A 15,387-nucleotide genomic window follows, 5' to 3' on the forward strand; every position below is an offset into this window, starting at 1 on the left:
ATGCCCGTCTTGCCGCACCTGCGTGCAGTGGTGCTAGCTGCGGGCCTGTACGCCTGCGCCGCCCAGGCCCAGGAGATGCCGCCGCCGGCCTACCAGCTTGCCGCGCAGAGCGCCGGCATTCCTTCGCCGGTGCTCTACGCCGTTGCCTTGCAGGAGAGCGGCATCCGGCGCCACGGGCGCGTCGTCCCATGGCCGTGGTCCCTCAACATCGCCGGCCAATCGCGCCGCTATGCGACCCGCGCCGACGCCTGCGCCGGTTTGCAGCAAGCCATGCGCTCCACGCCGCACACGCGCATCGACGCGGGCCTGGGCCAGATTAACCTCGGCTACCACCAGCAGCGCTACGCCAGCGCGTGCGACTTGCTCGACCCGTACCGCAATCTCGCCATCGCCGCCGAGATCCTGCAAGAGCAGCACACCCCCGGCGAAAACTGGCTGGTGGCGATCGGCCGCTACCACCGCCCCGCCGGTGGCGAGCCCGCAGCCCGCTATCGGCGCAGCGTGTCCCGCCACCTCGCGCGCGTGCAGGGCACGCGCCCAACCGCCGCAGTCCTCGCCGCGCGGCAGGAGACCTCCCCATGACGAAATCCCATCTGGCCCATCTCGCGGCGGAGGGCCTGCTCGTGCTGTTGGCGGGTCTGCCGCTGACCTCGCGTGCCGGCGAGTCGCTGACCATGGTCGAAGACCGTGGCGGCACGTCCGCGCTACCGTACTACGAAGCCCTGAACCTCCAACAGCGTGTCAACTCCCCTGCCCGGCCGCAGATCCCGACGCCCCAGGTTCCCGCCACCCCCGCAGACGAGGCCGCGATGCTGCCGGTGCGCAGCACCAAGCTCACGCCCGGCACCGTCGCCCGGCGGGTGATCGAGGCCCCTGGCCTTCGGCCTTTCGTGGTAGTCGGCGACGACAAGGCTTCCCAAGACTGGCTGCGGCGCAATGCGGCCTCGTTGCACGAGCGCGGCGCGGTCGGCCTGGTGGTCAATGTCGAGACTGTGCAGGCATTGGCGCGGCTACGCGCACAAGCGCCCGGCGTGCAAATGGCCCCCGTGGCCGGCGACGACCTGGCCGAGCGCTTGGGCCTGCGGCACTACCCGGCGCTGATCACCGCCACCAGCATCGAGCAATGAAGCCATGTCGGGCAAACAGCCGGTTGAAGTTCTACTTCGCCCAGCAGTGGAGCTATACACCGTCGCAGCGTGTGCAGGCGCCGCGTTTCTGTCCTTGGTGGCCCCGTGGTCGCTTGCGCTGAGTCCGGGCATGGGCGTCGGCAGCGCGCTGGCATTCAGTGCCTACGGCGCGATTCGATACCGCGATGCCCGCATCATCCTGCGCTACCGGCGCAACATCCGCCGCCTGCCGCGCTATGTGATGACGAGCAAGGACGTGCCGGTCAGCCAGCAGCGGCTCTTCATCGGCAAGGGCTTTCTGTGGGAGCAGAAACACACTCATCGGCTGATGCAGACGTACCGGCCGGAGTTCCGCCGCTACGTTGAACCGACTCCTGCATATCGGCTGGCAAGACGGCTGGAAGAAAGATTGGAGTTCGCGCCGTTTCCGCTTTCGCGCCTGCCGAGGGTCACGGGCTGGGATGTGTCTTTAAATCCGGTGCGGCCGCTGCCGCCCGTGGGTGGCCTCCCGCGACTGCATGGCATCGAACCGGAGGAAGTGGACGTCAGCCTGCCGCTGGGCGAGCGCGTCGGGCATTCGCTGGTATTGGGTACAACGCGCGTGGGCAAGACACGGCTCGCTGAATTGTTCGTTACCCAGGACATCCGCCGCAAGAACGCCGCAGGCGAGCATGAAGTCGTCATCGTCATCGACCCCAAGGGCGATGCCGATCTCCTGAAGCGCATGTACGTCGAGGCCAAACGCGCGGGCCGCGAAGGCGAGTTCTACATCTTTCACCTTGGATGGCCGGAGATTTCCGCGCGCTACAACGCCGTGGGGCGCTTCGGGCGAATCTCGGAAGTCGCCACCCGCATTGCCGGTCAGCTCTCTGGTGAAGGCAACAGCGCAGCTTTCCGCGAGTTCGCTTGGCGCTTCGTGAACATCATCGCGCGGGCATTGGTGGAGCTGGGACAGCGCCCGGACTACATGCTGATCCAGCGGCACGTCATCAACATCGACGCGCTGTTTATCGAGTACGCCCAGCATTACTTCGCAAAGACCGAGCCCAAGGCCTGGGAGGTGATCGTCCAGATCGAGGCCAAGCTCAACGAGAAGAACATCCCGAGGAACATGATCGGACGCGAGAAGCGCGTCGTGGCGCTTGAGCAATACCTCTCCCAGGCGCGCAACTACGATCCAGTGCTCGACGGCCTGCGCTCGGCGGTCCGGTACGACAAGACGTATTTCGACAAGATCGTCGCATCGCTTCTGCCTCTGCTGGAGAAGCTCACCAGCGGCAAGATCGCGCAGCTCCTGGCGCCGAACTACTCAGACCTGGCGGACCCGCGGCCAATCTTCGATTGGATGCAGGTGATCAGGAAGCGTGCCGTGGTCTATGTGGGCCTGGATGCGTTGTCCGACGCCGAGGTCGCCGCAGCGGTCGGAAACTCCATGTTCTCCGACTTGGTATCGGTTGCTGGGCACATCTACAAGCATGGGATCAACGATGGCCTGCCGGATGCATCGGCGAGCGCGCGGGTGCCGATCAATATCCATGCCGACGAGTTCAACGAGCTGATGGGCGATGAGTTCATACCGCTCATCAACAAGGGCGGCGGCGCCGGGCTGCAAGTCACCGCCTACACGCAGACGCTCTCCGACATTGAAGCCCGAATTGGCAACCGCGCGAAGGCCGGTCAGGTTATCGGCAACTTCAACAACCTGTTCATGCTGCGGGTCCGGGAGACGGCCACTGCTGAATTGCTGACCCGGCAACTGCCCAAAGTCGAGGTCTATAGCACCACCATCGTCTCGGGCGCGACCGATAGTTCGGACATTCGCGGCGCGACGGACTTCACGTCCAACACCCAGGACCGTATCAGTATGTCCAGCGTGCCTATGATCGAGCCATCGCACGTGGTCGGCCTGCCCAAAGGACAGTGCTTCGCGCTGCTGCAGGGCGGTCAGCTCTGGAAGATCAGAATGCCGCTGCCTGCCCCTGCCCCCGATGAGGTCATGCCGCAGGATCTGCAACAGCTCGCGGGCTACATGCGTCAGACCTACACCGACGCCACGCAGTGGTGGGAGTACACCAGCTCTTCGGTTATGCAGGACGCGGCCTTGCCTGGCGACCTGCTTGATGAGGTGGTCACCGCTGTGCCCATCGCCGACGCCGGCGCGATAGATGACACCGGCAACGAGGCCTCGCCATGAGAGACGTCGCCTCAACCGCGCAACGAGAGCAGAACCAGAGCCAAGGCCTGATCGTCGGCACCCTTACGCTACCGTTTCGGCTGCTCGGGGTGTTGATCGGCTCGCTGCTGTTTTCGATCGTCGTGGAGTGTGTCGGCATGCACCTGTTCTGGAAGGACCAGGGATGGCGCCACTCCCAGCAGATGTTGCAGTCCGAACTGGGGCACCTCTCCAGTCACTTCACGCGCAGCATGGTCGTGCAGGAGCCGGGGCGCACGGCGCACGAGCTGGTGGATACCGGCTACGAATGGGTGTTCGTGCGCTCAGGCTTGTTGGAACGGATGAGCCAGACCGCCGAGCGCGCCCACGCGCCAAGCAACGGACAGACGCGCAACTTTCGCTACTACATTAGCCAAGTCTACGTCTGGACCGAGAGCTATCTGATCGCTGCGGCCTTCACGATGCTGACCTTCATCGTGCGTCTGCTGGTCCTGGTTCTCACGCTGCCACTGATCTTCACGGCAGGATTCGTTGGTTTGATCGACGGCCTGGTGCGGCGCGACGTGCGTCGATTCGGTGCGGGTCGGGAATCTGGCTTTATTTATCACCGGGCAAAAGCGAGCCTGATGCCGCTGGTCGTGCTGCCTTGGGTGACCTACCTCGCGCTGCCGATCTCAGTGCCCCCGTTGCTGATCCTCTTGCCCAGCGCAGCCTTGCTGGGCTGGGCTGTGAGTCTGACCGCCGGGAGCTTCAAAAAGTATCTCTAGACCATCAATCCGGTCGCCCACGAGTTCCGATTGTTTGCGGCCTGAAGTCGCCTTGATCTCCACGATCAAGCCATTGCTGAACACACAGGAATGGCGCGATGGTGGCTTCAACTTGGCTACGCGCCGCGCATCGCGGCGTACCCACTTTTCTCGTGACGGCCCTCCTGATGGGCCAGTCGGAGATGGCTCTGGCAGATTCACCGGCGCAGCATCAAGAACTGGTCGCCGCGCTGCGCCAGCTCGATGCGCTGGAGCGTACAGTCGCACACAGTGCCGCCCATACACCCATCACGCCGGGCGAACGCTACCACTTCGACTACCCGCGTCTCCTGGCTGATCTGGCGCGCGTGCGCGCCGGCATCCAGGACCACCTCACGCCATCGCGTGCCCAGCCGCGTGATTCCTCCGAACTGGCCGGCGACTACCGCACCGAGCTGCCGCGGACAACCGCGGAGGGCGAGCCATGAACGGTGCCCAGATCTCGGCATTTCAAGTCAACAGCGGCATCGCGCCTTCAGCGATGGCGACCGTTCTGGTCGGCGTCGTGTTTGCGGTCCTGCTCGTCTGGGGCGTCTGGGCCATCCGAACCGCCTACGTGGGGTGGTCGGAGAGCCGCCTCAACCAGCGCCAGTTCCTCGGCGTCTGCATCCGCTTCGTCGCGATGTACCTCGTACTGAGTTTCTTCCTCCTCTCCTGATCTGAAAGGACTGACCATGCAAAGCCGTATCCTCACTACTCGTCTTGCCCAACGCGCCACGGTGGCCCTTGGCACCGCCGCGCTGCCCGCGCTGTCGTTCGCGCAGGGCCTGCCTCAGTTGGAGAACCCGACCAGGGGCACCGGCAACGGCATCATGGAGACCATCCGCAATTACGGTTACGACATCATCATGCTCGTGGCCTTGCTGGTGGTGGCGTCGATGTTCATTGGCGTCTGCTACCACGCATACGGCACCTACGCGGAAATCCACACCGGTCGCAAGACCTGGGGCCAGTTCGGCCTCACGGTCGCCATCGGTGCCGTACTGCTCGTGATCGGCATCTGGCTGCTCACGGAAGCCACCGGCATCCTGTAAGGGGCGGGCCATGTCCGAACACCAGCACGTCCGTGCCGACGGGACGGTGACGTTCCTTCCGCACCGGCTCAACCGCCATCCCGTTGTTGTGCGTGGACTCACCGCCGACGAGCTGTGGATTTGCTGCGGTCTGTCCGGCGGCGCCGGCCTGCTGGTCGGCGCGCCGCTGTCCTGGGTGTTCCGCACGATCGCACTCGCGCCCACGTTCGTCGTCCTGGGCGTGGCCCTCGGCGTGTTCATCGGCGGCGGCATCCTCCGTCGCCTCAAGCGTGGGCGGCCCGATACCTGGCTGTACCGGCAGTTGCAGTGGCGGATCGCCACGCGCCATCCGCTCGCGGCCAGCTGGGTGGGCGGCCATATGCTGATCTCGCGCTCGGGCTTCTGGTCCACCCGCCGGTCCATGCAAAGGGGCGCACGATGAGCCGTTTCAAGAACGAGATCACCCACCTGCAGGCGCACATCAAGACGCTGCGACTGGGCGCCGGCGCGCTGGTTATCCTCGCCCTCGTGATGGGCGGCGGCTGGTGGAGCGCACCGCGCGACCTGACGATCCACGTCCCACCGGACTTGCGCTCGGGGAGCACCCGCAAGTGGTGGGAGGTCCCGCCCGAATCGGTCTACTCCTTCACGTTCTACGTGTTCCAGCAATTGAATCGCTGGCCGACCAATGGCGAGGAAGACTACCCGCGCAACCTGCACGCACTTTCGCCGTACCTCACACCGTCCTGCAACGCCTTTCTGCGTGCCGACTTCGATTACCGGCGCAGCACGGGCGAACTGCGGCACCGCGTGCGCGGCATCTATGAAATCCCTGGCCGCGGCTATGGCGATGATCCCAATGCCCGCGTGCGCGTGGTCTCCGACCGCGACTGGGTGGTGACGCTGGACATCAGCGCCGACGAGTACTACGGCGCCGAGCAGGTCAAGCGCGCCCTGGTGCGCTACCCCATCAAAGTCACGCGGGTGGACGTCGACCCCTCGCACAACCCGTTCGGCTTGGCACTGGACTGCTACGACGGCACGCCCCAGCGCATCAGCGCACCAGAACCCTCCCGCCCAGCGGCTGGCGGCCTGTCTCCGCAAGCGCCCCAAGGAGAAACACCATGAAGCACCCTGTACTCGCGCTGCTGGGACTGCTGGCCGTGGCCTCGGCTCCCGTCGCCCAGGCCTTGGAGATTATGCGCTGGGAACGCATGCCGCTTGCGGTGCCACTGAAGGTCGGCCAGGAACGCATCGTGTTTATCGACCGGAACGTCCGCGTGGGCGTGCCTGCGGGTGTGGGCGAGCGCCTGCGCGTGCAGAGCGCTGGCGGCGCAGTGTACCTGCGCGCGAACGAGCCGATCGAACCCACGCGGCTGCAACTGCAAGACGCCGACACCGGGGCATTGATCCTGCTGGACATTGCTGCCGAGTCGGCCAAGGATGGCGAGCCTGCGCTGGAGCCGGTGCGAATCGTCGAGGGCGATGTGCCCTCCGCGCGCTACGGCGATCAGCCGACCGATGCCGACGAAGTGCCAGCACCGGCCAATCGCCAGGCGGCCGCGCAGTCAGCCCGGCGCGAAACGCCAATCTCGGTAGTCCTTACACGCTTTGCCGCGCAGAACCTATACGCACCGCTGCGCACGGTCGAGCCGCTGCCGGGCGTCATGCGGGTCAACCTGCGCCGTGACCTGGACCTCGGCACCTTGATTCCGACCCTGCCGGTGCGCGCCACCGCACTCGCCTCGTGGCGGCTGGAAGACCAATGGGTAACGGCCGTGCGCCTCACCAACACCGACGCCGGCTGGATCACGCTAGACCCGCGCGTGCTGCAAGGCGATTTCCTCACTGCCACCTTCCAGCATGAGGCACTCGGCCCGCGCGGCACGCCCGAGGACACCACCGTCCTGTACCTGGTGACGCGCGGGCGAGGCATCACGCAGTCGCTTTTGCCCGCCCTCCACCGCTTCGACCCGGCCACGCATTTGCCGCAGCCGGAAGCCAGCGTCGAGGATCCGAAGGACGGCAAGGAGGCTCCCCATGCGCAGTAACGGACTCCTGAAGTGGCTGATGATTCCTGTGGCCCTGCTGGTGCTGTTCTTCGGCATTCGGCTGTTCTCGGGCGGAGGGTCGTCGGCACCCTCGCAAGCCGAGACGGGTAGCCAACTCACGCCCGAAGAAATGAAGGCATTGGGCATTGCAGGCGATACCCCGCGCGACACCGTGGCAACGCTCGTCGCCCAGGTAAAGCAACTGCGCACCGAGCTTCAGACCGCGCTGTCTGATAACAAGTCCCAGCGCGAGGAGAACCAGCGGCTGCGCCAGCGCGAGAACTCGATCGACCAGCGCATCAACTCGGCGCTGGAGACCGAGCGCTCCAACCTGCGCCGCGACCAGCAACAGGCGGCCAGTGAACGCCAGCAGACCGAGGGCCTGCTCGCCGACTTGCAGCAGCGTCTGGACAGCATCGGCGGACGCGGGGGCGGCCATACAGATATGCCTGTGGGCCTGGGGCTGCGCGACGGCGACGAGGCCGGAATGGAAGGCGGCATGCGCTGGGTGGATCCAGACGATAAGAAGCCCGTCGATGGACGCAATGGCAACCGTGGTACGGGTGGCGGCAACAACTTCCCGACGAGCTTCGGCCCGGCGCAGAGCACGCTGGACACCACGGCGGAAACCGTGCCGAAGGCGAGTGAGGGCTCCGCCCGGGCCAAAAGCACCAAACCCGTCTATACCGTGCCGACGAACTCGACGCTCATGGGGTCGGTGGCGATGACGGCGCTGATTGGCCGCGTCCCGATCGACGGAACCGTGAACGATCCGTACCCCTTCAAAGTCCTCGTCGGCCCCGACAATCTCACCGCCAACGGCATCGACATTCCTGACGTGGCCGGTGCGGTCTTCAGCGGCACGGCTTCGGGGGACTGGACGCTGTCATGCGTGCGCGGCCAGGTGCGCAGCATCACCTTCGTCTTTCATGATGGAACGATCCGCACGATCCCCGAGGACCGCGAGGGCAATCCGCAGAACAACCAGCAGCAGAACGCTCAAAGTGGGGGCCTGGGCTGGATCAGCGATCCCTACGGCATCCCGTGCGTCGGCGGAGAGCGGCGCAGCAATGCGCAGCAGTACATCGGCTCGCAAGCCCTCATCACGGCGGCCGGCGCCGGCGTGGCCTCGCTCATCCAAAGCGACAGCGGCCAGATGTCCTACGTGGGCTCGGACGGCTCTATTGGCACCGTGGGCATCAGCGGTCAGGAAGCGGTCGACCGGATTCTCGCAGGCGGTGTCAAGGAGATGTCGAACTGGGTCAACAAGCTGTACGGCCAGGCATTCGCCGCAGTGTATGTCCAGCCCGGCGCCAAAGTCGCCGTCCACCTCGAAAAGCCGCTCGCCATCGACTTCGATCCCGAAGGTCGCAAGGTTGATCACCGCGCAGGAGAAAACCATGCTCTCGAACTTGACTAAGGGCCTTGCGCCGGCCCTCCTCCTCGCGCTGCTGGGCGGCTGCGCCACCAGCAAGGAGGATCTGCTGACCCACGGCGACCGCTCGATGATGGATATCTGGCAGCAGGAGACCGGCGACGGCGCGGTGGGTGGTGCCGGCCAAGTGGCTCACCGCCTGCTGCTCGACGCGCGCCAGAGCCTGCGCCGGCCGCTGACCGACGCCGACGTGCAGGCCGCACCCGCCGAGCAGATGCGCTACACGCGCACGGCGCGCAACGAGGTCTATCGCCAGTTCCAGCGCCTGCCCAATCCAGACCTGGTGATGTACGTATTCCCCCATTTGGCGGGCACGGACCCCGTGCCGGTTCCGGGCTACAGCACCGTGTTTCCGCTGTACCAACGCATCCAGTACGCCATGCCGGGCGAGCGCGTGGAGGACTACTGATGCGGTGGAAACTCCCTTGGCCCAAGCTGGCCGCCGCAGCGAACGGAAACGACGAGCCGTCTGACGGCTGGCTGCGCCATGTCGAGGCCTTGCGCCAAGCTGGCCTGCCCGAACCCGGTGCGGCGGTCCAGGGTCACAGGCCGGCGACCGTGGCCGACGAGCAGGCGCTGTACGACGTTGCGCCGTCCTTTGTGGAACTGCTGCCCTGGGTGGAGTTCCTGCCCGAGTCGAAGTCGATGCTGCTGGAGGACGGGCAATCGGTGGCGGCCTTCTATGAGCTGGTGCCGTTGGGCACCGAGGGCCGGGAACCCGGCTGGCTCGCGCATGCCCGCGACGCGTTGGAGAATGCGCTCCAGGACAGCTTCGATGAACTGGATGAGAACCCTTGGGTGCTCCAGCTCTACGCCCAGGACGAGCCCAGCTTCGACCAGTACATGCAGACCCTTCGCGACTACGTGCGGCCGAGTGCCCGCGATACGGCATTCACCGAGTTCTACCTACGCTTCTTCAGCCATCACCTGCGCGCGGTGGCCAAGCCGGGCGGCCTGTTCGAGGACACCGTGGTCACGCGGCTGCGCTGGCGCGGCCAGACTCGGCGTGTACGGATGGTGGTCTATCGCCGTTCCATCGGACAGACGAGCCGCCGTGGTCAGACCCCGGAGCAGATGCTCAACATCGTCTGCGACCGCCTGTGCGGAGGACTGGCGAACGCTGGCATCGAGGCCCGGCGCATGGTCGCCGCAGACATTCACGACTGGCTACTGCGGTGGTTCAACCCGAATCCCAAGTTGCTTGGTCCTGGTGCCGAGGACCGCGAGCGCTTCTTCGCGCTGGCGCGCTACCCCGACAAAGCTGAGGACGGCGAGATCGAACTGGCGAGCGGGCGGGATTTCAGCCACCGGATGTTCTTTGGGCAACCACGTTCCGACGTCGCGCAAGGCGCTTGGTATTTCGACGGGATGCCGCACCGCGTGCTCGTCACTGACCGGCTTCGCATGCCACCGGGCACGGGGCACCTGACCGGCGAAACCCGCAAGGGCGATGCGATCAACACGCTGTTCGACCAGATGCCCGAAGACACGTTGATGTGCCTGACGATGGTCGCAACGCCGCAGGACGTCCTCGAATCAGACCTGAACCACCTGGCGAGAAAGGCTGTGGGCGAGACGCTTGCGTCCGAGCAGACGCTCAAGGATGTGCATGAGGCGCGCTCGATGATCGGCAGCGCGCACAAGCTCTACAGAGGCAGCTTGGCGTTCTATCTGCGTGGGCACGACGAAGCAGAACTGGACCGGCGCGGCCTCGATCTCGCGAACGTGATGCTCAACGCCGGCTTGCAGCCGGTGCGCGAGGAAGACGAGGTGGCGCCGCTCAACAGCTATCTGCGCTGGCTGCCGTGTTGCTACAACCCTGGCCTGGATCGGAAGAAGTGGTACACGCAACTGATGTTCGCGCAGCATGCCGCGAACCTATCGCCGGTGTGGGGGCGCAGCCAGGGCACAGGGCATCCCGGCATCACGATGTTCAATCGCGGCGGCGGGCCGATCACCTTCGATCCCCTCAACAGGTTTGACAGGCAGATGAATGCCCACCTCTTCCTGTTCGGACCGACGGGTTCGGGCAAGTCAGCCACGCTCAACAACCTACTGAACCAGGTCACGGCGATCTACCGGCCGCGCCTGTTCATCGTGGAGGCTGGCAACAGCTTCGGGCTGTTCGCCGAGTTCGCGCGCAAGCTCGGACTGACTGTCCACCGCGTGAAGCTCGCACCCGGGGTGGACGTGAGCCTGGCTCCCTTTGCTGACGCACGTCGCCTGATCGAGACGCCGAGCGACGTGCAGACGCTCGATGCCGATGCGCTGGACGAGGACCGGCCACCCGACGCCACAGAGGCGGACGAGCAGCGCGACGTGCTAGGCGAACTGGAAATCACCGCACGCCTCATGATCACCGGCGGCGAGGACAAAGAGGAGGCGCGCATGACGCGCGCGGATCGCTCGCTGATCCGTCAGTGCATCCTCGATGCGGCCGAGCACTGCGTGGCCGACGGGCGCACGGTACTCACGCGCGACGTGCGCAACGCGCTTCGCACCCGCGGCCAGGACCCGACGTTGCCGGAAACGCGGCGCGTGCGCCTACTGGAAATGGCCGACGCAATGGACATGTTCTGCCAGGGCAACGATGGCGAGATGTTCGACCGGCCCGGCACGCCGTGGCCCGAGGCCGACATCACGCTGGTCGATCTCGCCACCTATGCCCGCGAAGGCTACAACGCGCAGCTCTCCATCGCCTACATCAGCCTGATCAGCACCGTCAACAACATCGCCGAGCGCGACCAATACCTCGGGCGGCCGATCGTCAACGTGACCGATGAAGGGCACATCATCACCAAGAATCCGCTGCTTGCCCCTTACGTCGTGAAGATCACGAAGATGTGGCGCAAGTTGGGCGCCTGGTTCTGGTTGGCGACACAGAACATCGACGACTTGCCGCGTGCCGCGGAGCCCATGCTCAACATGATCGAATGGTGGATCTGCCTGTCGATGCCACCGGACGAGGTGGAGAAGATTGCGCGCTTCCGCGAACTCTCGCCCGCGCAGAAGGCATTGATGCTGTCAGCCCGCAAGGAGGCCGGCAAATTCACCGAGGGCGTCATCCTGTCCAAGAACATGGAAGTGCTCTTCCGGGCCGTGCCACCGAGCCTTTACCTCGCGCTCGCGCAAACCGAACCCGAGGAAAAAGCCGAGCGCTACCAGCTCATGCAGCAGTTCGGCATCAGCGAGTTGGACGCCGCCTTCAAGGTGGCCGAGAAGATTGACCAGGCGCGCGGCATCGAGTCGCCGACCCTGGACCAGCCCCAATAGCCGCCGGAGAGAACCATGACGCCCAGACGTCCTTCCATCCCGATACAGGTGCGGGCATTCCGCCACAGGCGCTGGCGGCCTCGCTGGCTCTGGGGCTTGGCCGCCGCGCTGGTCGCGCTATTGCTGATTTGGCTTTCGTCCAGGTGGTCCGGCGATTCCACGACGCAGTCTCCCGTGGCGGTCAACACCGCACAGGTGGCTGGGCCTCCCTGGCAGTTGGGCAACCCCGAGGGCCGTTTCACCATGACGCTCTATGGGGACCTCGAATGCCCATTCTGCCGCTCCTACTTCCCGCTGCTCAAGCGCTGGGTGGGCGTCAACGCGGACGTGGCCCTGCAATGGCAGCACATGCCGCTGGCCGCGCATGAGCCGGCTGCGTCAGCCGAAGCACGTTTAGCCGAATGCGCCGCTGAGGTGGGTGGGCATGCTGCCTTTTGGCAGACCATCGAATGGGTCTATGCCCATACGCGCAGCGACGGCCAGGGCTTGCCCGTTGGCCTGCGCTATCCCGACCTCACGCCCGCTATCGAGCAGTGCCTGGCGAGCGAGCGGCCAGACTTGGCGATCCGTGCCCAGGCCGCGGAAGCGACGAAGAGCGGCGTGACCGCCACGCCATCGGTCAGGCTGCACGATCGCCAGACCGGTCAGGCCATCCTGCTGCAGGGGCCGATTGAGGGCGATGCCCTGCTGTCGGCCATGGACATTTTGTCGGCTGACGACCCGGCCGACACACCCACCACCGAAATGCCTGCCGACGTTGTCGGCGACATGCCCAGGTAGCCTGCGGTCCTTGAGGCTACGGCGCAGCCCGCTGCGCTGACCGCTACCCGTTCGCCTCGCATCCTGGCCGCGAACGATCACCGCAGCCGCGGTGGTGGATGCATCCTGTTCCGTTATTCCTATACCCCGGAGGGCTTGCCCTTCAGGGGCGTGCGCCCCCCTATCTCACATCTGGAGGTTCGTCATGCCTTTCGCCGTCAATAACTCCTGCGTGGAGTCACTTTCTGTCGTCGCTGCGCAGCACGAGGACCGGATCATCCAGCAAGCCATCGCGCTGCTGGAACAGCGTGTTTTCAAAGCCGGCCCGCGTCTCGACTGGCCAGCAGACGTTCGGGACTACCTGCGTCTGAAGCTGGTCGACGAGCCCAACGAAGTATTCGTCGTTGTGTTCATGGACAATCTGCACCAAGTGCTGGCCTGTGAACCGATGTTCAGAGGCACGATCAATTCGGCCACGGTTCACGCGCGTGTCATCGTGCAGCGTGCATTGGCGCTGAACGCTGCCGCCGTCATTCTTTCGCACCAGCATCCCTCGGGTGCCACTGAACCGTCGAACGCTGATCGCACGCTAACCCACCAACTGGAAGCTGCACTGGCGCTCATCGATGTTCGGGTACTGGACCACATCATCATCGGCAAGGGAACTCCATTTTCCTTCGCTGAGCGCGGCCTGCTGTAGCCCATCGCTTCATTGATCATTGCGGGGGCTTCGGCCCCCGTTTTTTCTTCGCGGCGAGATAATAATCTGGTATGTGGGGTGCCCGCGATGCGCTTTGTTTGTGCGTGTCGCATCGGGTTCGGCGTTTGACTATCGCCCTGATCAACTTCCGGGGCACGCGACATGCCAGCATCTTTTCTCAGGTTCGCGCCAGGCTTGCGAGCCCTTGGATTAGCCGTCGTGCTGCCTGCGTCCTTGGTGGCATTCAGCCCGGCCACACTGGCTACCGATGTGCTGGTCATCACCGACAGCCGTCATCCGGTCAGGACCATGGGCGGCGAGCGGCTGATCGAGCTGGACGAAGCGCCGCGGATCGAAGCTGAGCTTTCTGCGGCACTGCCCGCCGATCCCGATCAGGCAACAGCCATCGCCAGGCGCCGGTTGAACCAAGGCGGTGCCGACCTTCAGCACCGCATCGCTTCCGCATACCAAGGCGTCACCGACGCATGGAGCTTGGGCATCACCAGCATCCCGGCCGTCGTGGTGGACCGACGCTATGTGGTCTATGGCGAGCCGGACGTGGCGCGTGCCATCGCGCGAATCGAACAGCATCGGAGGACACAGCCGTGATCCGCCCATTCGACCCGTTGCGCCGACTGCGTGTCGCGGTGGCCTCGCTGCTGCTGGTCAGCACCACAGCGAGCTACGCATTGAATACCGCAACCATCGTCGGTTCAGTGGCATCGCCAGATTGCCTGGAGTACCGGGTGGTGGGCATCTGCTACTGGCTCTACTGCACTGTAAGCGGCTGCACGGTGCGCACGTCCGTCAAAGTGCGCCACTACATTCCCGATGCGGTCGTCTCCAGCTACAACAACACTGGCGAAAATCCTTGGACCGAGGTGCGTGCGATGAGCGCCTCCAACGCGACAGCTCGCGCGGGTGGTGACGGCATCACTAACGACGACCACGAGAACAATCTCGCGCGATTCAAGAACGCCGATGTCATCGGCCATCCCGGCGGCGAGGTGTTCAACCAGTTCGCGTCGTCCTCGGGCTATTTCTGCGAGGGCGCTGGCATGGCGTTCATGCCGTATCTGCTCAGCACCCTGGACACACTGGCCTGGCGCTACAACGTGCCCGAGATGGCTTACCCGGAGGCGCTGACCCCGGGCATGCGCGAGATCGGCGCGCGCTCGACGTCGAACCTCTGGGGCAACGTCTATCCGCGCGGCGGCTTCCTGCACCAGACAGACGACCACAAGGCTGGTGCCGTGGTGGCCCAACGCGCGGGGGATGTGGTCACGCGCCGCGGGCAGGTCCATGTCTATCAGCCGCTGCTGGCAAACTCGCGGCCCGGCTACTGGCCTGCCGGCGCGCTGATGGAGGGTAATGCCTCGACCGGCAAGTGGCAGGAACTCACGCCCGCGCTGTCCTCGTCCTGCACGGTCTTCCCGCGCGGCGGCTCCCTGATTCAAGCCACTCAAACCACTCAAGCCCGGCAAGGCGACTACGCCTGGGCGCTGTGGCGGCCCTATGTGTGCTGCGAACGCCGGGGCCAGGTGTTCCTCGGCAGCGTCGATTTCGATTGAGGATACGGCGATGAAGCGTCCTGAACTGATGAATCTCTCTACCAAGGCACGCCGCCTGCTGCGCACCACGGCGCTGGCCGGCGCGCTTGCCCTGGGCTGCGGCCTCGCATGGGCGCAGACCGGCTTCCAGGCCAGCGGCCCCGTCATCGGCGATGAGGTCATGTATTCGATTGGTGGTGGCAGCGCGGTGTCCATGGGCCGCGCGGCAGGCATGCGTTCGATCGGAGTCGGTGCGGGCTGGAACAGCAACCTGATCTGCGGCGACATGAACATCCAGACCACGCTGAAGAACCAGCTCAACGGTGTCACGAACGGCTTTCAGCAGATCATGAGCAACGTGATCCAGAGTGCTACCAGCGCCGTGGCGTCCCTGCCTGCGCTGATCATCCAGCGCGCCGATCCAGGCTTGTACAACCTGCTCACAAATGGCGTGCTGCAGGCGCGCCTGGACTTCGACCGCTCGAAGCTGACGTGCCGCG

The 15,387-nt window shown here is 65.1% G+C and carries 17 protein-coding genes and 1 pseudogene; all 18 read left to right on the plus strand.

The genetic code is table 11. From position 1 onward, the window contains the following. Positions 1–582 carry a transglycosylase SLT domain-containing protein gene (locus F7R02_RS18940; RefSeq protein WP_425478587.1) on the plus strand — a complete coding sequence of 194 codons (582 nt, stop codon included), beginning with the start codon at positions 1–3 and terminating at the stop codon, positions 580–582. Then, the gene (locus F7R02_RS18945; protein WP_016848900.1) at positions 579–1,127 is read left to right on the plus strand and encodes an integrating conjugative element protein; all 549 of its coding nucleotides are present in this window, start codon (positions 579–581) and stop codon (positions 1,125–1,127) included. Before F7R02_RS18940 ends, F7R02_RS18945 begins: the two co-directional genes overlap by 4 nt. A 4-nt stretch (positions 1,128–1,131) precedes the next feature. Next, positions 1,132–3,321, plus strand: coding sequence for a type IV conjugative transfer system coupling protein TraD (traD, locus tag F7R02_RS18950; RefSeq protein WP_078591405.1), 2,190 nt, complete (start codon positions 1,132–1,134; stop codon positions 3,319–3,321). Then, positions 3,318–4,067, plus strand: coding sequence for a TIGR03747 family integrating conjugative element membrane protein (locus tag F7R02_RS18955; RefSeq protein ID WP_078591404.1), 750 nt, complete (start codon positions 3,318–3,320; stop codon positions 4,065–4,067). The genes traD and F7R02_RS18955 overlap by 4 nt, the downstream gene beginning before the upstream one ends. Before the next feature lie 98 nt (positions 4,068–4,165). Next, positions 4,166–4,534, plus strand: a complete 369-nt coding sequence (locus F7R02_RS18960; protein ID WP_078591403.1) for an integrative conjugative element protein, RAQPRD family — start codon at positions 4,166–4,168, stop codon at positions 4,532–4,534. Further along, on the plus strand, positions 4,531–4,764 hold the full coding sequence (locus F7R02_RS18965; protein ID WP_078591402.1) for a TIGR03758 family integrating conjugative element protein: 234 nt from the start codon (positions 4,531–4,533) through the stop codon (positions 4,762–4,764). Before F7R02_RS18960 ends, F7R02_RS18965 begins: the two co-directional genes overlap by 4 nt. 16 nt (positions 4,765–4,780) lie before the next feature. Next, positions 4,781–5,140, plus strand: coding sequence for a TIGR03745 family integrating conjugative element membrane protein (locus F7R02_RS18970; protein ID WP_026006811.1), 360 nt, complete (start codon positions 4,781–4,783; stop codon positions 5,138–5,140). Positions 5,141–5,150: 10 nt separating this feature from the next. Next, entirely contained in the window at positions 5,151–5,561 is a 411-nt protein-coding gene (locus F7R02_RS18975) for a TIGR03750 family conjugal transfer protein (protein ID WP_015471976.1), read from the plus strand. Beyond that, positions 5,558–6,247, plus strand: a complete 690-nt coding sequence (locus F7R02_RS18980) for a PFL_4703 family integrating conjugative element protein (protein ID WP_078591401.1) — start codon at positions 5,558–5,560, stop codon at positions 6,245–6,247. Before F7R02_RS18975 ends, F7R02_RS18980 begins: the two co-directional genes overlap by 4 nt. Next, the gene (locus F7R02_RS18985) at positions 6,244–7,170 is read left to right on the plus strand and encodes a TIGR03749 family integrating conjugative element protein (RefSeq protein ID WP_078591400.1); all 927 of its coding nucleotides are present in this window, start codon (positions 6,244–6,246) and stop codon (positions 7,168–7,170) included. Before F7R02_RS18980 ends, F7R02_RS18985 begins: the two co-directional genes overlap by 4 nt. After that, on the plus strand, positions 7,160–8,590 hold the full coding sequence (locus F7R02_RS18990) for a TIGR03752 family integrating conjugative element protein (RefSeq protein ID WP_078591399.1): 1,431 nt from the start codon (positions 7,160–7,162) through the stop codon (positions 8,588–8,590). The genes F7R02_RS18985 and F7R02_RS18990 overlap by 11 nt, the downstream gene beginning before the upstream one ends. Further along, positions 8,571–9,014 (plus strand): TIGR03751 family conjugal transfer lipoprotein, encoded by a 444-nt coding sequence (locus tag F7R02_RS18995; RefSeq protein WP_026006813.1) that lies wholly within the window; start codon positions 8,571–8,573, stop codon positions 9,012–9,014. Before F7R02_RS18990 ends, F7R02_RS18995 begins: the two co-directional genes overlap by 20 nt. After that, complete coding sequence (locus F7R02_RS19000; protein ID WP_078591398.1) at positions 9,014–11,878, plus strand: conjugative transfer ATPase; 2,865 nt, start codon at positions 9,014–9,016, stop codon at positions 11,876–11,878. Before F7R02_RS18995 ends, F7R02_RS19000 begins: the two co-directional genes overlap by 1 nt. A 174-nt stretch (positions 11,879–12,052) precedes the next feature. Continuing rightward, entirely contained in the window at positions 12,053–12,658 is a 606-nt protein-coding gene (locus F7R02_RS19005; protein WP_425478586.1) for a DsbA family protein, read from the plus strand. 184 nt (positions 12,659–12,842) lie between these two features. Next, the gene (locus tag F7R02_RS19010) at positions 12,843–13,337 is read left to right on the plus strand and encodes a JAB domain-containing protein (RefSeq protein WP_026006815.1); all 495 of its coding nucleotides are present in this window, start codon (positions 12,843–12,845) and stop codon (positions 13,335–13,337) included. Between the two features lie 270 nt (positions 13,338–13,607). Next, positions 13,608–13,946, plus strand: a complete 339-nt coding sequence (locus F7R02_RS19015; protein ID WP_425478585.1) for a TIGR03757 family integrating conjugative element protein — start codon at positions 13,608–13,610, stop codon at positions 13,944–13,946. Further along, positions 13,943–14,908, plus strand: a complete 966-nt coding sequence (locus F7R02_RS19020) for a TIGR03756 family integrating conjugative element protein (protein ID WP_151210151.1) — start codon at positions 13,943–13,945, stop codon at positions 14,906–14,908. Before F7R02_RS19015 ends, F7R02_RS19020 begins: the two co-directional genes overlap by 4 nt. 10 nt (positions 14,909–14,918) lie before the next feature. After that, positions 14,919–15,387 (plus strand): annotated as a pseudogene (locus F7R02_RS19025) (integrating conjugative element protein); the annotation flags it as partial.

It is taken from the genome of Xanthomonas cissicola (genome assembly GCF_008801575.1).
Classification (GTDB): domain Bacteria; phylum Pseudomonadota; class Gammaproteobacteria; order Xanthomonadales; family Xanthomonadaceae; genus Xanthomonas; species Xanthomonas cissicola.